Origin of the sequence: Saccharopolyspora hirsuta, from assembly GCF_008630535.1 — a bacterium.
In the GTDB taxonomy this organism is placed as follows: Bacteria; Actinomycetota; Actinomycetes; order Mycobacteriales; family Pseudonocardiaceae; genus Saccharopolyspora; species Saccharopolyspora hirsuta.
In genome coordinates, this window is sequence record NZ_VWPH01000015.1 from 1 (window position 1) to 21,539 (window position 21,539).

The following is a 21,539-nucleotide window of genomic DNA, read 5'->3' on the forward strand; positions in this document are numbered from 1 at the left end:
ATCCTCGCCCTCGCCCGCCGCCGCGTCGACGTGCTCTGGGCACTCATCCGCGACCACCGCACCTGGCAGCCCACGATGCCATCGATCGCCGCCCAAGCGGCTTGACAACATCATTGAGACTCCCTTCGCTGGACGGGTGATCGCGGCTCCGACGCTTCGGCGGTTTTGATGATCGGAGGTCGCTGCGGTCGAAGAAATCGTTGTTCCAGCGGAAGATCGCGGACACAGGAGCTCGTGGCCGGGATGTGGATCATCCTTTCGTGCGGGCGGAATCGCGATCGCGGTGGGTAGTGTCGGGGCATGAGCGTCGATGGGGACCGCACTGACCGGTGGCGCACTTACTGGGACCGGTCCGCGAGCGGCTACGACCAGCAGATGGGCCGCTTCGAGCGGCTGATGGCGCGCGGCAGTCGCCGGTGGGTGTGCTCCCGGGCGGAGGGCGAGGTCCTGGAGGTCGCCATCGGCACCGGCCTCAACCTCCCGATGTACGGCGGCGACGTCCGGCTGACCGGCGTGGAGTGGAGCCCGCGGATGCTGGACCTCGCGCGGCAGCGGGCGCGCGAACTGGACGTGCCGGTCGACCTGCGGGTGGGTGACGCGCAGGACCTGCCGTTCCCGGACGCCACCTTCGACACCGCGGTGTGCACCTTCGGCCTGTGCGCGATCCCGGACGAGAAGCGGGCGATCGCCGAGATGGCGCGCGTCCTGCGCCCGGGCGGGAAGCTCCTGCTGCTCGACCACGTGTCGGCCTCGCCGTGGCCGCTGCGGCTGGTCCAGCGAGCGGCCGAGCTGGTGACGATCCCCCTCGGCGGCGAGCACTTCCTCCGCCGCCCCCTCCCGCTGGTCCAAGCCGCGGGCCTGCAGGTGGAGGAGTCCGACCGCTTCAAGCTGGGCATCGTCGAACGCCTCTCCGCCCGCAAGCCGGTCACCGGGAGCTGACGCGGAAACCGTTGCAGCGACTGGGATCGCGGCATTCATCGCCGAGATCATAGACGGGGTGGAGCAGGAGCAATGGCCCCCTCCGGATGGCGGAAGTCGGCGATCAGGGCGATTGCGTCGAGGTCGGCCGTGTCGGTGATGGTGCGGCGGGGTGCTCGACCACCGGTCGGCTTTCGCGGCGGCAGTCGCTTCGACGCCTAGCAGACAGCAGCAGCGCCCGCTCGGTAGTGCCAGTACAGGGCGGGCGCTGCTGTGTCCTCAGAAGTTGCGGAGGTTGCTGATCAGGGTGGCGAGGGTGGCGATCTGGCCGGGGGATTCGCTCGGGATCACGTGCTCGTCGCGGGAGTGCGGGCCTGCGCCGACCGCGCCGAGGCCGTCGAGGACCGGCTTGTCCAGCGCGGACACGAAGTTCGCGTCGCTGACGCCGCCCACCGAGGTGCCCTCCAGAGCTCGGCCGTGCTCCTGCGCCGCCGCCTTGGCCTGCTCGAACAGCTTCTCCGAGAGCGGGTTCGGGTTCATCGGCGGGCGGTTCCAGTCGCCGGTGAGCTCCACCCGGATGCGGTCGTCGGACACCGCCAGCTCGCGGAAGCCCGCGTCGATCCGGGCCATCTCGGCCGGGTCCTGGATGCGGATGTCGATCTCGCAGGTCGCGCGGCCCGCCACCACGTTGCGTCCGGTGCCGCCGCTGAGCAGTCCGACGTTGATCGTGGTGCCGCGCTCCGGTGCGGCGAGCGCGGTGATCGCCGGGATCAGCTCGGCGATGGCGTGGATGGCGCTGGCACCCGCCGTCGGGTCGAGCCCGGCGTGCGACTCGACGCCCTGCACCGCCAGGTCGAACAGGCCGAGGCCCTTGCGGCGGATCTTCGCCATGCCCTCGCGGCTGGGCTCCAGCACGAGCGTCGCGGTCGCCTCGGTGCACGCCTGCTCGATGTGCGGGCGCGAGGCGAGGCTGCCGATCTCCTCGTCGCCGTTGAGCAGGAAGCGGACCGACGGGTGCGGGACGTCCAGCTCGCGCAGCAGGCGCAGCGCCCACACGCCGTGCACGATGCCGAGCTTCATGTCCAGGCAGCCGGGCGCGGTGATGCGGTCGCCGTCGACGGTGAACGGCCACTCGGCGAGCGTGCCCACCGGCCACACCGTGTCGTAGTGGCACAGCAGCAGGACCGTTCCGCCGGTCGTGCCGGGGTAGGTGACGTCGAGGACGTCGCCGCGCTCGCCGCCGTCGTGGCGCTGGCGGGAGACCGGTTCACCGAGGCGTTCGGCGAGCCACCGCTCGATGTCGGCCAGCCCGGCGTTCAGCGCCTGCTTGTCGTTGCTGGGGGTTTCGTGCTCCACCAGCCTGCGCAGGTCCGCGAGCACCTCGGGGAGCTCCTGCTCGGCCCGGGCCACCAGCTTCGTCGTCACAACTCACCTCTCAGATCTGTCGGATTCGTTCGGCTCGGGCCCCGGCTCAGCGCACCGGGGCGCCGGGGCCGAGCGGGATGCCGAGGGCCCACCAGGCCATGAAGAGCAGCGTCCAGCTGACCAGCACGGCGAAGGAGATCGGGATCGTCAGCGACATCAGGGTGCCGATACCGGCTTCCTTGCGGTAGCGCTGCAGCAGGCCGAGCGCCATCGCGAAGTAGGGGCTCATCGGGGTGATCAGGTTGGTCGCCGAGTCCGCGATCCGGTACACCGCCTGCGTCGTCTCCGGCGACACGTCCAGCAGCATCAGCATCGGCACCACGATCGGGGCCATCAGCGCCCACTGCGCGGAGCCGCTGGTGATCACCAGGTTGATGCAGGTGACCAGCACGATCAGGCCGAGGAACAGCACCAGCGGGTGCACGTTCGCCGACTTCAGCAGCGCCGCGGCGTGGATGGCGAGGACCTCGCCCATGTGGGTCCACTTGAAGAAGGCCAGGAACTGCGAGGCGGCGAAGAACAGCACCACCACCGGCGCCAGGTCGACGACGCCCTTGGCCATCGCGCCCGGGATCTCGCGGGCGGTGGCCAGGCTGCCGGTGGTGCGGCCGTACACCGCGCCGGTCAGCAGGAAGGTCACCCCGAGCAGGTAGGCGACGCCGGTGATGATCGGCGAGTTGAGGATGCCGCCGTCCTCCCCGCGGAACGGCGAGGAGGGCGGGGCCAGCGCGGCCACCAGCAGCGCCACGACGGCCAGCAGGGCGAGCCCGGCGTTGCGCAGACCGCGCCGCTCGACCGCGCCCAGCCGCATCTCGCCCAGCTGCTCGTCGAGCCCGTCGCCGTCCGCGGTCATCCCGGCGGCGCGCTTGGTGAGGACGAACTCGGTGACCAGCGTGATCACCACGGCCAGGAAGATCGCCGAGCCGATCGAGAAGAAGTAGTTGGCCAGCGGGGTGACCACGTAGGTCGGGTCGATGAAGTGCGCCGCCGAGGTGGTCAGCCCGGCCAGCAGCGCGTCGGTCGGGGTGAGCAGCAGCGAGGCGTTGTACCCGGCCGAGATCGAGCCGAACGCGACCACCAGGCCCAGGATCGGGCTGCGGCCGACCGCTTTGAACACCAGCGCGCCCAGCGGGATCAGCACCACGTAGGCGGCGTCGGAGGCGACGCTGCCGCTGATGCCGACCAGCGCGACGACGAACGTCAGGTACTTCGCCGGGACGCGGGTGACGCTGCCGCGCAGCATCGCGTTGAGCAGGCCGCTCTGCTCGGCGACCGAGACGCCCAGCATCACCACGATGATCAGCGCCAGCGGCGGGAACTTGGCGAAGTTCTCCACCGCGTCGCCGATGATGGTGGACAGCCCCTCGGCGGTCAGCAGGCTCTTGACCTGGATGGTCTCGCCGTTCACCGGGGACACCGCGGAGGCGCCCAGGGCGTTGAGCACCGCGCTGAGCGCCACGACCAGGACGGCCATCATCGTGAACAGCCAGAACGGGTGGGGCAGCTTGTTCCCGACGCGTTCGACGCCGCGCAGGAAGCCCAGCAGCAGCGACATCGACCGGGTGGGCCGCGCGTTCTCCGTGTTGGTCAACCGAGCTCCTAGAGATCCTGTCCGGCCGCCCTGGGCCGATGGCGGCCATTCAAATCGGACATGGCGCGATCTGTCAATCCTGACTGTCGACGTGGTGCATCTATTCGGTTCAGATATCGAGAGTGGGGGTAGTATCACGGCCCGTGGGTGGTGACTACGTGCTGGACGACCTCGACCTGGACCTCGTGTCCGCGTTGCAGGAGGCGCCGCGCGCGCCGATCAACGCACTGGCCGACGCGGTGGGCAGCTCGCCGAGCACGGTGGGGCGCAGGTTGCAGCGCCTGCACGCCGAGCGGCTGCTGCGGGTGATCGGCCAGCTGGACTGGACGCTGATCTCCGACACCCACCCGCGGCACGTCTGGATCACCACCGAACCCGGGCGGCTGCAGGACGTCGCCCGCCAGCTCGCCGAACTCCCCGAAGCGCAGTACGTCGCGATGACCACCGGGCGCGCCGACGTGTACTGCACCGTCCGGCCGCTGCGCCGCGAAGCGGTCAAGGACCTGCTGACGCAGCGCATCCCGTCGGTGCCCGGCGTGGCCTCGACGCAGTCCGACCTCGTGCTGAAGCCGTTCGGGCGGGCGGAGGCCTGGCGCATCGACCGCCTCGACGACGACCAGCTCGCCGTCCTCGCCCCGCACCGCATCGCGACGCAGGAAGTGGTTGCGCCGCAAGCGCTTTCCGAGCAGGAGCGGGAGGCGACCCGGCTGCTGCACGCCGATGCGCGGCTCACGTCGAGCGATCTGTCCCGGGCGCTGGGGGTCAGCCAGTCCACCGCGCACCGGTTGATCGCCGGGCTGCTGGAGCGGCAGGTCGTCCGCCCGCGAGTGGAGGTGGAACCCGCGCTGCTGGGGTTCCACCTGGAGGTGGCGCTGTCGCTGTCGACGGAGCCCGGCTCGACCGAGGCGGTCGGGCAGGCGCTCGGGCGGCACCCGTCGGCCCGCTACGTCTCGATGGTCGCGGGCAACGCGACCGTCATCCACCAGGGCGTGTTCCGCGGTGAGGAGCACCTCGCCGACTTCCTGTCCGAGGATCTGGCCGCGCTGCCGGGAATCCGCTCGGTGGAGGTCTCGGTCGTGCTGGACGTGCTGCGCCGCTACTGGATCACCCGCACCGGCACCCGCCTGGGGCAGGCGGACCTCCCGTTCGACCCGCGCTGAGCCGTCCTCGCGCTGCGAGCGCTGCTGGACTCCGAGGACCGCCTCGACGGCACCCCTTGCCGCGCGACGTCCGCGGTCGACCGGCCAGGATCGTCAGGTTCCGGTGGCTCGGGTCAGGTGCAGTCCGATGCCGTAGCCCGGGATGATCGTCAGCGAGTAGGCGTCGACCGGTGCGCGGTCGGCGTCGTAGGCGATGCCGGTCAGCGCCAGCGCTGGCGTTCCCGGTGGCAGGTCGAAGCGGTCCGCCGTCTCGGCGGTCAGGGAGGTGGGTTCGACGCGCTGCAGGCTTTCGGCGACGCGGCTTCCGGCGAGAGCGAGCGCATCGACGACGGTCGCGCTCTCGCGGAGCACGTCGCTGGTGATCTGCTCGGCGACGTGCACCGGGACGATGTCGGTCGCGATCCCGTAGGGGATGCCGTGGCGGAGCCGGACGGCCCGGTAGCGGGTCACCTCCGCGCCGACCGGGATGTGCAGCCGTGCCGCCGTGTCCGGGTCGGCGGCGATGATCTCCTGCGTTCGGTCGAGCTCCTGGACGTGGTTCGCCTCGGCGTCCAGATCGTCCAGGAACCCGGTGTAGACGGGGCCGGACTTCGGGGAGAGCGGCTCGATCGGCAGCTCTTCGGCGACGTAGCTGCCGGAGCCGCGGCGGCTGGTCAGGTAACCGGCCCGGCGCAGATCCGCCAGCGCTTGGCGGATGGTGCTCCGGCTGGCCGACAGGCTGGTGGCGAGCTCGTCCTCGCTGGGGAGCCGTTCGCCGGTTCGGTAGTGACCGGCCAGGATCCGGCCCTTGAGCGACATCGCGATCCGAACGTACAGCGGGCGGTCGGGCCCGGGCGGGCGTGCCATCCGGTCACCCTCGCATTCGGGTCTGCCGGGCCAGCGGTGAAACCGGTCGGTGCGGTGTCGTCACGGCTGCACCTCGGCGAGCTCCCGGCTGATGGCGGCCTTCGTCCCGGCCGGTGCGCGGCTGGCGGAGAGCGCGGTGCGCTGGCTGTCCAGCAGGTCTTGCCGGGTGAAGCCGTGCAGGTCGTGGGCCGCTCGCAGTTCCGCGTTCAACGTGGTCCGGAAGTACGCCGGGTCGTCGGTGTTGAGCGTGACGGCCAGGCCCGACCGAGCCAGTTCGCCCAGCGGGTGCTCCGCGAGGCTGGGGCAGAGCTTGAGGCCGACGTTGGAGCTCGGGGCGACCTCCAGCGGGATTCCCCGATCGGCGAGGTGGTCGACGAGCGCGGGGTCGTCGAGGCAGCGGATGCCGTGTCCGATCCGCTCGGCGTGCAAGGACCGCAGGGCCGCCCAGATGCTCTCGGCTCCGGCCGTTTCCCCGGCGTGCGGCAGCGATGCCAGTCCGTTCGCCCTGGCCTTGGCGAACGACGACGTGAACAGATCCGCGGGGTACCCGTCCTCGACCCCGCCGAGACCGAGCCCGACCACGCCCGCGGGCGCTGACCGGCCGAGCAGGAAGTCCACGGTGGAGTGCGCGGCCGGGTCCTCGGATTCCCGGGAGATGTCGCAGATCCAGCCGAGTTCCACGCCGTGCTCGTCGCGGGCGCGGCGGCGGCCCTCGTCCAGCCCTTCCCGGTACTCCTCCGGCGCGACGCCGCGGCGGATGTGGTTGAACGGCGTGGTGGTGACCTCGGCGTAGCGCACGTTCTGCGCGGCCAGTTCGGCGGCGAGCGCCGCGGTGGCGTCGGCGAAGTCGGCGGCGGTGCGCAACGCGGCCAGTCCGCTGCGGAAGAGCTTGGCGAAGTCCGCGAAGTTCGAGAACTGGTAGAGCTCGGCCAGTTCGTCGGGGGAACCGGCCCCGAGGTCGACGCCGTTGCGCTGGGCGAGCGTCAGCAACGTCGCTGGACGCAGCGAGCCCTCCAGGTGCACGTGCAGTTCGACCTTGGGCAGGCGCTCGATCCAGAAGTCCACGACGTCACCAATCTGGTCTGTCCACCATGCGAATATCTGTCTGGTGCACCGTACTGCATTCTGAGGTGGTGGAACAGGCTGATCTCTCGCCCGGCCCTGCTGGACGACGGGCCCGCGTTCCGGATCCGCTTCTGCGGCAGGTGGTTTCGTGCTGGTCGGCTCGGTGCGGTGCCGGTCAAGGAGCGAAAAGAGCGATATCGGGAATCGTTTTCAGGTAATGTCGGCGTTCAGGTGACGGGTGGACGTGGAGCGCTTCGGTGGTGGTCCGAGCGCTACGGCACTTCTGGAGGACGACTGTGGATGCGGACGAGCTCGGCGCGAGGTTCAGCGCGACGTTCCGGGAGTTCGCCGAGTGCACGCCCCTGGTGTGGGGACCGCTGGGCGATGAGCTGGTCGCCGATGTCGCTCCGGCGCGCGGGGACCGGGTGCTCGACGTCTGCTGCGGGGCGGGGGCTTCGGCGATCCCGGCGGCGGTCGCGACCGGCCCGACCGGTTCGGTGGACGCGGTGGACGTGGCGGGTGGTCTGCTCGCGCTGGGCGAGAAGTTCGCCGCGCAGCGGGGGCTGGCGAACGTCCGCTTCGCCGAAGCGGACGTGACCGAGTGGCAGCCCCCGGACGGCACCGACGCCTACGACGTCGTGCAGTGCTCCTTCGGGGTTTTCTTCCTGCCCGACATGGACGAGTCCGTGCGCCGGTTGGTCGGATTGCTGCGGCCGGGCGGGAAGTTCGGTGCCACCGTGTGGCGGGCGGGCGCGCTCGAGGACTTCGGCAAGGCGCTCTTCGACGTCGCCGAGCAGTACCGGCCGCAGGCCCGGCCGCCCGGTGACGGCCCGCCGGAACCGATCTCGCGGATCAACCGGCCGGAGACCTTGCTCAGCTGGCTGGGCGAGATCGGGTTGGCCGAGCCCGCGGTGCGCACCGTTGCGCGGGCGGTGCCGCTGACCCCGGAGTTCGCCTGGGCGTTCGTCCTGGGCAGCGGCTTCCGCCGCGCGGTCGAGGGGATGGCTCCCGAACGGGTTCGCGCGCTGCGCGAGGACTTCCTGGCGCAGCTCGACGAACGCGGCATCCGGGAGCTCGACATCACGACGCTGGTCGGAGCCGGTCAGCGGCCGGGCTGAACGGCCGGGGGACCTTGCGGAAGCCGACGATGCGCCACCACGTCGCGCAGCGCCAGACCCACTCCAGCGGACCGTACTGGAACCGGGCCAGCCACCAGCGGCTCCACAGGATCTGGACCAGGATGATCCCGGCCGCCAGCGCCAGCAGCAGGTCCCACCTGGTGGATTCGTGCATCCCGAGCAGCTGTCCGAACGGGATGATCAGCAGCGTCGCGGTGACGTAGTTGGTCAGCGCCATCTTCCCGAGCGGTTCGAGGATCGGCGACAGCACCCGCTGGACCGGGGTCCGCAGCAGCAGGAACAACCCGGTGGAGTAGGCGATCGCCATGAGCAGACCGGCGGTGGCGGACGCGCTGCTGAACCCCGCGCTCAGCGGATCCTGCTCCTGCAGCACCAGGAATCCGGCGGAGGCGATCACGGAGACCGCGAACACCGCGGCCAGCTGCCAGCCGAGGCGGTGCAACCTCGCGGGCAGCCCGGACTGGGCCAGCGCGAAACCGGTCAGCAGCAGGCCCGGGATCAGCAGCATCCCGCCGCTGGTGAGGGCGAGCGTCGCGGCGACCATGGCCGCGCCGATCGGGAGGTTGGCCTGCCACGGCAGGAAGCTCATCGGCAGCAGCACCACCAACCCGAAGATCGCGTAGGGCAGCAGCGCTTCGCCGGGCTGCAGGACGTGGTGCAGGGCGCCGAAGGCGGCGAGCACGAGCAGGCGGCGCAGGAGCACGACCCTCGGCTGCGCGGTGCGCTGGCTCGCGTTGCCCAGGAAGATGCCGAAGCCGACCCCGAACAGCAGCGAGAAGATCGGGAAGAACCGCTGGTGGACGAACATGTCCAGCGCGTGCGGAACCGGCAGCTTCTGCATGTCGACGATGCCCCGCAGGTACAGGATCTGCGAGATGTTGACGAACAGGATTCCGCACAGCGCCAGGCCGCGCAGCGCGTCGAGCTCACCGATGTGCCGACCGCCGGAAGCGGCGGAGAGGCGCACCGTCGGTGCCTCGGCCGGAGGCGCTGGACGCCCTGGGGAGTTCGAGATCGGGGGATTCATGCCGCCAAGTCTGCTGGCGCCGAGGGGGTCCGCAACACGGCTCATCGGCTCGCCGACATCGGTCGATCGGCCGGTGTCCGGACCGTCCGGATCGGCCGATCGGCCGAGACGATTCGGGCGCCCCGCGCCGCCGGTCGGCCGGGGCTAGCCCCACTGCGCGGCGATCGGCCGGTAGGACGGGCCGACGATCGGCGGCTCCCCGCCCGCCTCGGTGAACGCCGCCAGCGCACCCACCAGGCCGCGCCGCGCGGCGGCGGGCATCCGCTTGACGATCCGCGCGATCTCCGACCGGCGCCGCGCCGTGACCTTGGCCACCACGTCGGCCCCGTTCGGCGTCAGCGCCACCACGTTCTCCCGCCGCGACACCGGATTCGGCCGCCGGTCGACCAGTTCGGTGCCGATGAGGCGGTCGATCATGCGGGTCGCCGTGGACGGGTTGACCCCCAGCGCTTCGGCGAGCGCGGCCAGCTTGAGCGGCCCCGCGCTGGAGAGCACCACCAGCAGCCGGAACTGGGGCAGCGTCAGCGAGTCCTCGACGGCGGCGACCGAGCGCGCCGAGACCGCCACCAGCAGCCGGGACGCGGTCAGCACCGCGTCGGTGACCGCGTCCACGTCCTCGATAGCCGGGTTGCTGCTGGTCTTCGCTCGGGCCATGTGATTGTTCTACCTCATCGGGATCTCCGGGCACGACGCGCCAGGACCGCGTCCGGGTGTAGGTTCCGGGTGGTGCCGGGGGCTTTCCGGTCCGGTGCCGGGGAATCCGCCCCGGCGGTGCGAAGTGGACTCGTCCGAGCACCGACTGTTGCACTTGGCAACACTTGCTCGGGGCAAGGTAGAGTTGCAGGTCGCCTGCGGATCAAGGACGCGGCGCGGGGCCGCCGATCCGGCCGGGGAACCGGCGGTGGTCGACTCGGAACACCAAGCTCGATGGGGGTTTTGACAGTGGGACGCCTTCGGTCCGCGATCACCGGGCTCTTCGCGCGCTTATACCTCGCGCGCGCCCGCCGGAAGGGGCTGAGCTCCGTCCTGCCGGCAGCGGCGCTCATGCCGCTGCAGCGCACCGGTCTCGACCCCGTCCCGGAGCTCGGCGAGACCCGCGAGCGGGAGCCGATCAGCCGCCTCCCGCTGCCGTTCGCGACCAACGTCTGGCTGGTCACCGGCTACGACGAGGCGAAGGCGGTGCTGGGCGACGCCCGGAAGTTCAGCAACGACTTCACCAACCTGGTCGGGTACGCGGGCGTCACCGCCGAGGACAACCCCGGCGGCCTCGGGTTCACCGACCCGCCGGTGCACACCCGGCTGCGCCGCCTGCTGACCCCGGAGTTCACCATGCGGCGGCTCGCCCGGCTGACCCCGGAGATCGAGGCGATCGTGCAGGAGCGGCTGGACGTGATGGCCGCCGCGGACCAGCCGGTCGACCTGGTCGCCGAGTTCGCGGCGCCCATCCCGTCGCTGGTGATCAGCGAGCTGCTCGGCGTGCCCTACGGCGACCGGGAGGAGTTCCAGCAGCTCAGCGTGGCGCGGTTCGACGTCTTCGACGGGGTGGGCGCGTCGCTGGGCGCGATGTCGCAGTCGCTGGAGTACCTGCACGGCGTGGTGCGCAAGCAGCGCGAGGAACCCGGCGACGGTCTGCTGGGCGCGCTGATCCGCGACCACGGCGACGAGGTCAGCGACCGCGAGCTGGCCGAGCTCGCCGACGGTGTGCTCACCGGCGGCTTCGAGACCACCGCGAGCATGCTGGCGCTGGGCGCGCTGGTCCTGCTCCAGGACCGCGAGCTGCTGGAGCGCGTCCGAGACGACGACGAAGTGGTGCCGGGCCTGGTCGAGGAGCTGCTGCGCTACCTCACCGTCGTGCAGGTGGCCTTCCCCCGGTTCGCCCGCGAGGACGTGGAGATCGCCGGAACCCGGATCGCGCAGGGCGACGTGGTGCTGTGCTCGCTGAGCGGCGCGGACCGGGACGCGGTGCTCGGCCCGGACGTGGAGAGCTTCGACCCGGACCGCAAGCCCACCTCCCACCTGGCCTTCGGCCACGGCCTGCACCGCTGCATCGGAGCGGAACTGGCCCGCATGGAACTGCGAGCGGCCTACCCGGCCCTGGTCCGCCGCTTCCCGGACATCCGCCTGGCGGTCCCGGCATCGGAACTCCAGTTCCGAAAGGCCTCGATCGTCTACGGCCTGGACTCCCTACCAGTACACGTGAAGTAACCAGTACATCCCCGGACAGAGCGCTGCGGAGGCAAGAGCCCCCGCAGCGCTTTTGCCGTTGAAGCGGAACTTCAGACACGTTCCGTCCCCGGCCTCGCCCAAAACCCAGCGCGGTGCCCACCCGGTATGACTGCTGTCGGAAGGGGCGGTGACGGGTTTCCTGTGTTCTTCGTGGGGCGTTGTGTCTGCGGCCGTGGCTCGGAACGCCAGCGCGGTACCTACCCGGTATGACTGCCGTCGGAGGGGGTTTCCTGTGTTCTTGGTGGGGCGTTGTGTCTTGGTCCGTGGTTCGGAACGGTTGTGCGGTGTCCACGCGGTATCACCGCCGTCGGAGGGGTGGTGAGGGCTGCGATTTCGATTGAAATTGGCGTATGTCGCCACTGGAGGTTCCGTCGAGAAGGTGACGGCGCCAATTTCGATTGAAATTGCATCCCCCAAGGCGACCCCCCTACCGCTTTGAACCCAAACCCAACCCCCACGCAAACGGCACCTTTCCTCGTCAACCCCACCCGACTATCACCACCGACCCCCCGGTGACTCTCCCCACCGCCGCGTCTGAGCGCGTCTCCTCATCGTCGCACCCCGGTCGCCTAGTTCGGTATACCGCCACAATCACGACCGCGTGCCACCAGAACCAACCCACGTCCGTCGTAGGCCGACTGACAAGCAGTTTCCCCACCCGTCCAACTCCCCAACGGCATCGCCCATCCGGTATCCCAAATGCTACGGTTGCGATCGGAACGGCCGGAGGACAACGGAGGCGCCATGCTGATCACCAACGTCCGCCCGTGGGGCGGACCGCTCGCCGAGATCGTCGTCGAGAACGGCCGGATCAGCTCGATCACCCCGCTGGAGTCCGAAGTGGACTCCCCGGGGCCCGGTGCGGTCGACGGGCGCGGGAGGCTCGCGCTGCCGTCGTTCGCCGACGTGCACTGCCACCTCGACTCGACCCGGCTGGGCCTGCCGTTCCGCCCGCACACCGGGAGCCCCGGCATCTGGCCGATGGTGATGAACGACCGCGAGAACTGGCGCGACGCCGAGTGGTCGGTGGCCGATCGCGCCACGTACACGCTCGGTCGCATGATCGCGCAGGGCACGACGCGCGTCCGCAGCTACGCGCAGATCGACGCCGACTGCGGCCTGGAGCGCTTCGAGGGCGTGCTCGCCGCGAAGGAAGCGCACCGGGACCGGTGCGAGGTGGAGATCATCGCGTTCCCGCAAGCAGGTCTGCTGCGCGAGCCCGGTGTCCCGGAGCTCGTCGACGAGGCGCTGGCGTCCGGGGCGGCGGTGGTCGGCGGGATCGACCCGTGCACGCTGGACCGCGACCCGGTCCGCCATCTGGACGTCCTGTTCGGGCTGGCCGAGAAGCACCAGGCGCCCGTCGACATCCACCTGCACGAGCCGGGCGAGCTCGGGGTGTTCTCCGTCGACCTGATCCTGGAGCGCACGCGCGCGCTGGGCATGACCGGCCAGGTCACCATCTCGCACGCCTACGACCTCGGCGGCGTCTCGGAGAGCACGACCCGGCGGCTGGTGGAGGAGTTCGCCGAGCTGGACGTCTCGATGGCCACGGTCGCGCCCGCGCAGCACCGCTCGCTGCCGCTCGCCGACCTCACCGCGGCCGGGGTCCGCGTCGGCCTGGGCGAGGACGGCCAGCGCGACTACTGGTCGCCCTACGGCAACGCGGACATGCTGGACCGGACCTGGCAGCTGGCCTTCACCAACCGCTTCCGCGCGGACGAGCTGATCGAGCACTGCCTCGCGGTGGCATCCCGGGGCGGCGCGTCGATCCTCGACCGGAACCTGCCCCGCCTGTCCTCGGTGGCGGACCGCCCCGGTCTGGCGGTCGGCGACCAGGCGGACCTCCTGCTGGTGGACGGCGAAACCCCGACGGCGGCGGTGATGGACCGCAGCCGCGACCGGACCGTCCTGCACGACGGCCGGGTGGTGGCCGAGGCCTGCGAGCTGCTGGGCTGATCGTCCTGCCGCAACTTCCATTGAGGTTTTTCCAACCTCGTTCTGCGTGGCGGTGCCGGTGGCGGAACCTCAGCGCCCGCCTGGCTGTGGGTGCCCTGACTGATGTATGCCAATACACGGCGTCAGGGCCGTCCTCGCCAGGCGAACGCTGAGAACCCGCGGCGGTGCAAGCTGCGAGGGTGGGCTATGCGCCTGGCGGCGCATGCGACACCTGCCGACCGGTGCCGGTCGCCCTTCGCGGCTGCGGTCCACGGGCAGGATGAAAAAGGCTCATTGAAGTCGGACATCTGATTTCAATGGAAATTGCGGTCGGGGAACCCATCGGCGGCGGCCGGGGTGCGGTCGCCGGTCAGGACGAGGGGATTCCATTCCTACAAGGCGGTGGGGGAGCGCACCCGCGAGGATGTGGTGATGGTCAACCGAATCATCCCCTACATCGCCGGTGACACCGCCGCGGCCAAGGGGTTCTACGGCGAAGTTCTCGGGCTTGAGGTCGCGATGGAGGACCCGGTCCTGTGCCTGCGGTCGCCGGGGAACCCCTCGGCGCAGCTCATCGTCTCGCCACCGGGCATGGAGGATCCCGAGCCGCGGTTCGGGATCGACCTCGGCGAACCGGCCGCCGTCGACGCGGCGCACGCCGAGGCGGTGCGTCGCGGGCTGCGCGTCGTCTACCCGCTGACGAACGAGCCCTGGGGTGTGCGCCGCTTCTTCGTCGAAGACCCCACCGGCACGGTGGTCAACGTGCTCGCCCACCTGCCCTGAGCCGTCCGGCGATTTCGCGAGAAATCGACACCTCGTCCACGTGCGGAACGACGGTTTCGCGCGAAATCGCCCCGGGCGGCAGAACTGGAACCGACAGCGCGGGGCGTTTCCGCTGGTCCGAGATCTTCCGATACGCCGGTGCATCCGATACGCTCGTGCATCCGCACTTCGGGAGGGCTCCGGTGGATGCGCAACGGCGGGTGACCAAGCGGCGGGGGCAGACCCGGCAGCGGCTGCTCGACGCCGCGCTGGTCGTGTTCGCCGCCGAGGGGTTCGGGCGGTCGACCATCGAGCAGGTCTGCGACCGCGCCGGGTACACGCGCGGCGCGTTCTACTCCAACTTCGCCTCGCTGGAGGAGCTGTTCCTCGCGATGTGGGAGCGGCACTCGCGCCGGATGCTCGCCGAGGTCGAAGCGGCGCTCGACGCGGCGCGCACGGCCGGTGTGGATGACGTCCGGACGGCGGTCGAGCGGCTGCTCGACGCCGTGCCGGTGGACGACGACTGGTACCGGGTGACCGCCGAGTTCAGCGCGCACGCGCTGCGGAACCCGGCGCTGCGGCGGGTCGTGGTGGCCCGCGAGGAGGCGATCGCGGCGGCGATCGTGCCCGGGATCGAGGCGCTGCTCAACCGGATCGGGCGGCGGGTGCCGGATCCGGTGGCGCTCGGGCAGGCGCTGGTCGCGGTGCACGACGGGACCGCCGTGCAGTGCCTGATGGAACCCGGCGACCCGGTCGTGCAGCGGCGCCGGGTCGATCTGTTCGAGCAGGTCGTGCTGGCCTACAGCGTGGAGGGATGAACGTGGACACCGAACCTGACGTCATCGTGGTCGGCGCCGGGCTGGCCGGGCTGGTGGCGACCTACGAGCTGGTCCGGGCCGGGCGCCGGGTGGTCGTCGTCGACCAGGAGAACCGCGCCAACCTGGGCGGGCAGGCGTTCTGGTCGCTCGGCGGGCTGTTCCTGGTGGACAGCCCGGAGCAGCGGCGGCTGGGTGTGCGGGACTCCTACGAGCTGGCGCTGCAGGACTGGCTGGGCTCGGCCGGTTTCGACCGCGACGACGAGGACCGCTGGGGGCGCCAGTGGGCCCGCGCCTACGTGCACTTCGCGGCCACCGAGAAGCGGCAGTACCTGCACGACCTCGGGCTGCGGCTGACCCCGCTGGTCGGCTGGGCCGAGCGCGGTGGCGGGGTCGCCGGCGGGCACGGCAACTCGGTGCCCCGCTTCCACCTCACCTGGGGCACCGGCCCCGAGGTCGTCCGGGTGTTCGCCGAACCCGTGCTGGCCGCCGAGCGGCGCGGCCTGGTCCGGTTCGCCTTCCGCCACCAGGTCGACGAGCTGATCGTGCAGGACGGCGCCGTGGTGGGGGTGCGCGGCACCGTGCTGGAACCCTGCGATGCCGACCGCGGGGTGGCCTCGTCGCGCGTCGCGGTGGGCGACTTCGAGCTGCGGGCCGAGGCGGTGGTGGTCGCCTCCGGCGGGATCGGGCACAACCACGAGCTGATCCGGGCGAACTGGCCGGTGGACCGGCTGGGACCGTGCCCGGAGACGATGATCTCCGGGGTTCCCGCGCACGTGGACGGGCGGATGATCGGGATCACCGAGGCCGCCGGCGGGCGCATCGTGAACCGGGACCGGATGTGGCACTACACCGAGGGGATCCACAACTGGGACCCGATCTGGCCGGACCACGCGATCCGGATCCTGGCCGGGCCGTCCTCGCTGTGGTTCGACGCCAACGGGGAGCGGATGCCCGCCCCGTGCTTCCCCGGGTTCGACACCAACCGGACCATGAAGCAGATCCTGTCCACCGGGTACGACTACTCGTGGCTGGTGCTCACCCAGTCGATCCTGGCCAAGGAGTTCAGCCTGTCCGGCTCCGAGCAGAACCCGGAGATCACCGGCAAGGACCTCAAGCTCACCCTGTCCACCCGCCTGGCGAAGGGCGCGCCGGGCCCGGTGGACGCGTTCAAGAACAAGGGCGTGGACTTCGTCGTCGCGGACAACCTGCGCGAGCTGGTGGCGGGCATGAACGCGCTCGCCCGCGGCCCGCAGCTCGACCACGACGCCCTCGAGCGGCAGATCGTCGCGCGCGACCGGGAGGTCGAGCACAAGCACACCAAGGACTTCCAGCTGATGGCGGTGAACAACGCGCGCCGCTACTTCGCGGACAAGGTGTCCCGGGTGGCCAAACCGCACCGCATCCTCGACCCGGCGCACGGTCCGCTGATCGCGGTCCGGCTCAACGTCCTGACCCGCAAGACCCTGGGCGGGGTGCAGACCAACCTCGACTCGCAGGTGATCGGCGCGGACGGAATCCCGCTGCCCGGCCTGTACGCGGCGGGCGAGGTGGCCGGTTTCGGCGGCGGTGGCGTGCACGGCTACAACGCCCTGGAAGGCACCTTCCTCGGCGGCTGCATCTTCTCCGGCCGAGCGGCCGGGCGAGCCCTGGCCCGAAGCCTCTGAGATCGAGGTGGTGGGCTGAACGAGTGATGTGCGGGTGATCACGTGATCACCTTTCGTGCTTAGTCGCCGTTGACCTGCCCGTTTCGCCAGCTTCCCCCGGTCGGCAGATCGGCGCCGGAGGATCGCCGGGATCGATCAGCTGCGGTGCCCCGCCCATGCAGCTCTGACCAGGCCTGATTCCGCTGTGCGGACGCTCACAGTGCACAGTGGATCGTGAAAGGCCAAGCGCGGCGGGTAACATCCGGCGAGCTGGGAGAACACGGTCGTCGGGGGTCCAGGTGGCGCAGCGGTTTCACGCGGAACGCGCAGCCGAGCACGGGCAGCGGTTCGAGCAGCTGCTCGACGAGCACTCCCAGGTCCTCTACCTGCTCGACGACGCGGCCGCGCTGCGCGGCCTGGCGCGGCGGGTCCGCGAGGAGACCGGCGCGCACATCGGCCTGGCCGGTCCGGTCGAAGCCGAGCAGGTGCTGGTGCTGCGGCAGTGGAACGGAACCTGGGCGACCGGCCTGCACGACCTGCACGTCCCGATGGGGCTGGGGCTGGGCGGGTTGGCCGCGGCCGAGCGCCGCCCGGTGTGGGTGGCCGACTACTGCGCTTCCGAGCTGATCACGCACGACTTCGACGTCCCGATCTCGGCGGACGGGATCAAGACCATGCTCGCGGTGCCGATGGTCCGCGCGGGCCGGGTGCAGGGCGTGGTCTACGCGGCGATGCGCGAGGTGTCCTACTTCGGCGGCAGGCAGCTCGACGCCGCGGTGAACCTCGCCGACACCGGTGGTCTGGCGCTGCAGACGGCTTCGGCCGCCCGCCGCCAGCGGGAGCAAGCGGCAGCGGCCGAGCGCCGTCGGATCGCCGCGGAACTGCACGATTCGGTCGGAGCGCGCCTGTTCCACATCGGCGCCGAACTTCGCGATCTGCGCACGCACGCCCGGGAGAGCAGCGAGCTGCTGGACCGGCTGGCATCGCTGGAGGACCAGCTGGCGGAAACGGCGTCGGCGTTCCGCGACTCGGTGCACGCCCTCGACCACGACGAACCGACCGGTGACCTGGCCGCGGCCCTGACCCGCGACTGCGCGGCCTTCCAGCGCCGCACCGGCACGTCCGCGCAAGCGGTGCAGATCGGCCAGGTCCCGGACTGCGGCGGGCACCGCACGCGGGTCCTGCTCGCAGCGGCCCGCGAAGCGCTGCTCAACGTCGAGAAGCACGCCGGTGCCCGATCGGTGCTGATCAGCGCGATCGCGCTGGACGGCGGGATCGCGATCTCGGTGGCCGACGACGGGAAGGGCTGGTCCGAGCCCGCGGGCAACGGGATCGGCCTGCGCACCACCGCGGACCGGCTGGCGGAGCTCGGCGGCACGCTGTCGGTGGTGGCCAACGAGGACGGCGGCCTGACGGTGCGGATCTGGATCCCGCTGCCGTGACGGAGATCCGCCTCGTGGTCGTCGACGACCACCCGGTGGTCGTCGACGGGGTGCGCCTCCTGCTCCGCGACGACCCGGCGATCCGGGTGGTCGGCGGCGCGACCGACGCCGCATCGGCGGTCCGCCTGGCCACCCGGACCCGCCCCCACGTGGTCCTGCTGGACCTGCGCCTCCCGGACGCGGTGGCCAGCGAACTGGTCGCCCCGCTGCGCAAAGCGGCCCCGGAAGCCCGCATCGTGGTCTTCACGGCCTACCGCGACCACGCAGCCCTCCGAGCCACCCTCGAAGCGGGTGTCGACGGCTGCATCCTCAAGGACGCGGGCGCAACGGACCTGGTCGCAGCGGTCCACCAAGCGGCGAGCGGAATCCAGATCTTCGACCCCCGCGTGGACGACCGAGCGGCCCCGAGAATGCGCTCCCGCCTCCACGAAACGGGCCTCACCCAACGAGAGTACGACGTCCTCCGCCACGCAGCGGCAGGCCGAACGAACCCGGAGATAGCGGAACAACTGGGCCTGACCCGCCACACGGTAACGGGCTACCTGCGCAACGCGATGCGAAAGCTCAACGCCCGCAACAGAATCGAACTGATCACCAAAGCAGCGAAGTCCGGCCTGCTCTGACACCAGCGCAATGGGAACACCCTGCGATCACGGCCGTCGCATCGGTGTCGAGTATTGACGGATTCGGGCTCTGGTGTGGTTGTCGTGGGGCTTATGCCATGGCGGTAGGAACCGGCCGCCTTGGCGTGCCGAAGGATGCGGTCGGCTGGTGAGCCCGGCTTGTCCTTAGGCGCCTCGTTTCCCTGGCCGGGGGCCGGTGGTCGTTTTGGCGGGGGCGGATTTCTCCCGAAATCGGGCTCTCCTGTCGCATCTGTGGGTGTCCGGGGGCGGCAGTACCGGGGGAGCGGTGGTGATAGTCGGGCGAGGTTGGGGGAGGAGGGGTGCGGCGGAGGTTGGGGGCAAAGCGGTAGGTGGTCGGCTTGTGGGGGTAGCGATTTCGCATGAAATCGGCGTTGTCGACGGAACCTGCGGTGGTGAGGTGGCCCGATTTCAAGCGAAATCGCGCCCGACCGGCAAGGTGACCACAAGGTGGATCCGCCTCCGCAGGGAACCGAGGCTCCCAAGGGCAAGCCTGGCTCAACCCCCAACCGCATCCTTCGGCACGTCCAGACGACCGATTCCTACCGCCATGACACAAGCCCCGGCGCGCCCACGAACACAGCACACGAGTCCGAAATCGGCATCGTTGACAACGAAGGCTTCGGTTGGCGGCGCAGCCGTTTTCGAGAGGAATCCCTGACGCCACCACCGAGACTTCAGCGGCTCGATCACGGCCCCGCCGACGACCGTGCTCGCAGTCACCGGGAAGTCCGATCCTGCGGTGGCGCGAAAAGCAAACGTCCGCGAACTCGCTGAACCGACCCACCAGGACGTCAGCTCGTGCGGCCCGGGCCTTGCCCGCAGTCCCCGAGCTCTGTATCACCACCTTCGGTGAGGTGCCGAACCTCACGCGATTTCGATTGAAATTGCCTCACCTCGCCACCGCAGGTTCCGTCGCCAACGACGGCAATTTCGATTGAAATCGCTGCACGCCCGAGGTGACCACCTACCGCTTTGAACCCAACTCAACCCCGTGCCCGACCGGCCCCTTCTTGTCGTGACCCCACCCGGCTATCACCACCGATCCCCTGGCCCAGGTCTTGTGTCACCGACCGCCGAACCCGGCCTCCCGATGGTCAACCCGGCGGCAAGACCGCCCCCCCCCGGTGGTCTTTCGGGGTTTTGAGCACAGCTGGTGGGTGTGTCACCGCCCCAGGGCCTTGTGCCTCCACCTGATCGAGTGATTGAAACAAGTGTTCGACACTGGCAGTGTGGGGATATGGATGTCATGGCGCTGGTGTCTCGGTCTCATGTGGACGGTGTGGGTCCACACGAGGCGATGGCGGCGTGCTCCGATGCCGAACTGGAGGCCGTGATCACCGAGACTGAGGCGGTGATGCGTGCCGCGATGGCGCTTCAGGTGCAGGCGATCGCCGAGGCTGAGAACCGGGGCCTCCCGGCCGCGCAGGGCGCGCGGAAGACGGAAGCGTGGGTGCAGAACAAGCTGAACCTTGCTGGTGGTGAGGCGAAGTCGCGGGTGCTGGTGGCGCGGATGGCCACCGAGCACACCACCCTGCACGGCGTCCCGGTCCCGGCGGAGCTCCCGGCCACCGCCGCAGCTATCAAGGCTGGCGCGATCACGGTCGCGCATGCACGCGTGATCATCGACGGCATCCGCAGGATGGCCCCGGTCAGCACACCGGCGGAGCTGGGGCAGGCCGAGGCGATGCTGGCCGGGTATGCCCGCGAGTGCTCGCCGCACGAGTTGGGCAAGCTGGCTGAGCGGGTCCGCTACTACTTCGACCAGGACGGTGCCTACCGTGCTGAGGAAACCCAGCACGCGCTGCGGGAGCTGCACTACGGCACGGCCGCCGACGGCATGACCGTGATCAACGCCCGCCTCGACCGAGAGACCGGCGCGAAGTTCCGCGCCGCCCTCCAGCCCCTCGCAGCACCCCGCCCCGCCGACAACGGTGAGCCCGATCCGCGCACACCGGGGCAGCGCAACGCCGACGCCCTCGACACGCTGCTGGACATCGCCTTGGGCTCCGACCGGCTTCCGCGTTCGGGTGGGCAGCGCCCGCACATCACGGTCACGATCGACTTCGACGACCTCACCCAAGCGCTCCGCTCCGAGCAGAACGGTCTGCCGGGCACGTTGACCGCGACTGGCCAGCCCATCACGGCCGAGAACGTCCGCCGCCTGGCCTGCGACGCGGAGATCCTGCCGGTCGTCCTCGGCAGCGACAACCTGCCCCTCAACATCGGCCGTGCGGAACGCACCGCACCCCCGCATCTGCGGGCGGCTCTGCTGCTGCGGGACGGCACGTGCGCGTTCCCGTCCTGCGACCGCCCGCCCGGCACCCCCGACGCCCACCACATCCAATCCTGGATCGACGGCGGTCCCACTGACCTGTCCAACCTCGTCATGCTCTGCGGCCACCACCACAGGGCCATCGATCAGCGGCACTGGAGGATCACCATCGAAAACGGCCGCCCGATCTTCACCCCACCCACCACAGTGGACCCGCTACAGCGGCCCCGACCGGGCGGCCGCCCCACCGGGACCGACCACAACACACTCCTGCGCGAGGTGATCCCACGACCACGCCAACCAGCAAACACACACGCCCGCACCTGAACCGCCCCACCACCTGGGGCGGCCACCCCCGCACGCCCGGACAACGCGGACACGAGCAGCCCAACGCCAACGCCCCCAGGCACGAACCACTGCATCCCAAAACTGCAGGTCACGGACACAATGACAGGCATGTGAGATCAAACCGAGCCGCGCGAGCGATCTCCAACCAGAACCGCTCGCAACCGATCTTTGAAATCCCAGTTCAAAGCCACCAAGAACACCAAGCCCTGTCACCGGCTCCCAGAGCCGGTCCCCATTGAGGCGGTCGTCGTACCGGATGGCTGGGCAGCGTCGTCGCT

Annotated in this window: 17 protein-coding genes; 11 read left to right on the forward strand and 6 right to left on the reverse strand. The window is 70.5% G+C overall.

Features of this window, described 5'->3' with window-relative positions:
• The first annotated feature begins 300 nt into the window (after window positions 1–300).
• Window positions 301–939: a class I SAM-dependent methyltransferase gene (locus F1721_RS27850; RefSeq protein ID WP_150069775.1), complete on the forward strand. Its 639-nt coding sequence runs from the start codon at window positions 301–303 to the stop codon at window positions 937–939.
• 258 nt (window positions 940–1,197) lie between these two features.
• Here F1721_RS27850 and F1721_RS27855 read toward each other — a convergent pair whose 3' ends face one another.
• Entirely contained in the window at window positions 1,198–2,343 is a 1,146-nt protein-coding gene (locus tag F1721_RS27855) for a M20 family metallopeptidase (RefSeq protein WP_170301627.1), read from the reverse strand.
• Between the two features lie 46 nt (window positions 2,344–2,389).
• On the reverse strand, window positions 2,390–3,898 hold the full coding sequence (locus F1721_RS27860) for an AbgT family transporter (protein WP_150069968.1): 1,509 nt from the start codon (window positions 3,896–3,898) through the stop codon (window positions 2,390–2,392).
• 179 nt (window positions 3,899–4,077) lie between these two features.
• On the opposite strand from F1721_RS27860, the gene F1721_RS27865 reads away from it, so the two are divergent.
• Window positions 4,078–5,094, forward strand: a complete 1,017-nt coding sequence (locus F1721_RS27865; RefSeq protein ID WP_246155357.1) for an Lrp/AsnC family transcriptional regulator — start codon at window positions 4,078–4,080, stop codon at window positions 5,092–5,094.
• Between the two features lie 93 nt (window positions 5,095–5,187).
• Here the strand turns inward: F1721_RS27865 and F1721_RS27870 are convergent, their stop codons facing one another.
• Both F1721_RS27870 and add read right to left on the reverse strand, forming a co-directional pair.
• On the reverse strand, window positions 5,188–5,940 hold the full coding sequence (locus tag F1721_RS27870) for a GntR family transcriptional regulator (RefSeq protein WP_150069776.1): 753 nt from the start codon (window positions 5,938–5,940) through the stop codon (window positions 5,188–5,190).
• A 60-nt stretch (window positions 5,941–6,000) separates the two neighbouring features.
• The gene (add, locus tag F1721_RS27875; protein WP_170301628.1) at window positions 6,001–7,005 is read right to left on the reverse strand and encodes an adenosine deaminase; all 1,005 of its coding nucleotides are present in this window, start codon (window positions 7,003–7,005) and stop codon (window positions 6,001–6,003) included.
• 296 nt (window positions 7,006–7,301) lie between these two features.
• On the opposite strand from add, the gene F1721_RS27880 reads away from it, so the two are divergent.
• Entirely contained in the window at window positions 7,302–8,123 is an 822-nt protein-coding gene (locus tag F1721_RS27880) for a class I SAM-dependent methyltransferase (protein ID WP_150069778.1), read from the forward strand.
• On the opposite strand, the gene F1721_RS27885 is transcribed toward F1721_RS27880, so the two are convergent.
• Both F1721_RS27885 and F1721_RS27890 read right to left on the reverse strand, forming a co-directional pair.
• Window positions 8,086–9,171 carry a DUF418 domain-containing protein gene (locus F1721_RS27885; protein WP_150069779.1) on the reverse strand — a complete coding sequence of 362 codons (1,086 nt, stop codon included), beginning with the start codon at window positions 9,169–9,171 and terminating at the stop codon, window positions 8,086–8,088. The two genes, F1721_RS27880 and F1721_RS27885, sit on opposite strands and share 38 nt — an antisense overlap.
• A 144-nt stretch (window positions 9,172–9,315) precedes the next feature.
• On the reverse strand, window positions 9,316–9,825 hold the full coding sequence (locus F1721_RS27890) for a MarR family winged helix-turn-helix transcriptional regulator (RefSeq protein WP_150069780.1): 510 nt from the start codon (window positions 9,823–9,825) through the stop codon (window positions 9,316–9,318).
• Between the two features lie 273 nt (window positions 9,826–10,098).
• Here F1721_RS27890 and F1721_RS27895 point away from each other — a divergent pair, with 273 nt between their 5' ends.
• The 8 genes from F1721_RS27895 to F1721_RS27930 all read left to right on the forward strand — a co-directional run bounded on the left by F1721_RS27895 (window position 10,099) and on the right by F1721_RS27930 (window position 21,240).
• A complete protein-coding gene (locus tag F1721_RS27895) occupies window positions 10,099–11,376 on the forward strand; it encodes a cytochrome P450 (RefSeq protein ID WP_150069781.1) in 1,278 nt (425 codons plus the stop codon).
• A 765-nt stretch (window positions 11,377–12,141) separates the two neighbouring features.
• Entirely contained in the window at window positions 12,142–13,353 is a 1,212-nt protein-coding gene (locus F1721_RS27900; protein ID WP_150069782.1) for an amidohydrolase, read from the forward strand.
• 411 nt (window positions 13,354–13,764) lie between these two features.
• Entirely contained in the window at window positions 13,765–14,115 is a 351-nt protein-coding gene (locus tag F1721_RS27905; RefSeq protein ID WP_150069783.1) for a VOC family protein, read from the forward strand.
• Window positions 14,116–14,297: 182 nt separating this feature from the next.
• A complete protein-coding gene (locus F1721_RS27910; RefSeq protein ID WP_246155359.1) occupies window positions 14,298–14,912 on the forward strand; it encodes a TetR/AcrR family transcriptional regulator in 615 nt (204 codons plus the stop codon).
• Between the two features lie 2 nt (window positions 14,913–14,914).
• Entirely contained in the window at window positions 14,915–16,576 is a 1,662-nt protein-coding gene (locus tag F1721_RS27915) for an FAD-binding dehydrogenase (protein ID WP_150069784.1), read from the forward strand.
• Between the two features lie 278 nt (window positions 16,577–16,854).
• Complete coding sequence (locus F1721_RS27920) at window positions 16,855–17,997, forward strand: GAF domain-containing sensor histidine kinase (protein WP_150069785.1); 1,143 nt, start codon at window positions 16,855–16,857, stop codon at window positions 17,995–17,997.
• Window positions 17,994–18,620 (forward strand): response regulator, encoded by a 627-nt coding sequence (locus tag F1721_RS27925; protein WP_246155360.1) that lies wholly within the window; start codon window positions 17,994–17,996, stop codon window positions 18,618–18,620. Before F1721_RS27920 ends, F1721_RS27925 begins: the two co-directional genes overlap by 4 nt.
• Before the next feature lie 1,219 nt (window positions 18,621–19,839).
• On the forward strand, window positions 19,840–21,240 hold the full coding sequence (locus tag F1721_RS27930) for an HNH endonuclease signature motif containing protein (protein ID WP_246155361.1): 1,401 nt from the start codon (window positions 19,840–19,842) through the stop codon (window positions 21,238–21,240).
• Window positions 21,241–21,539 lie beyond the last annotated feature (299 nt).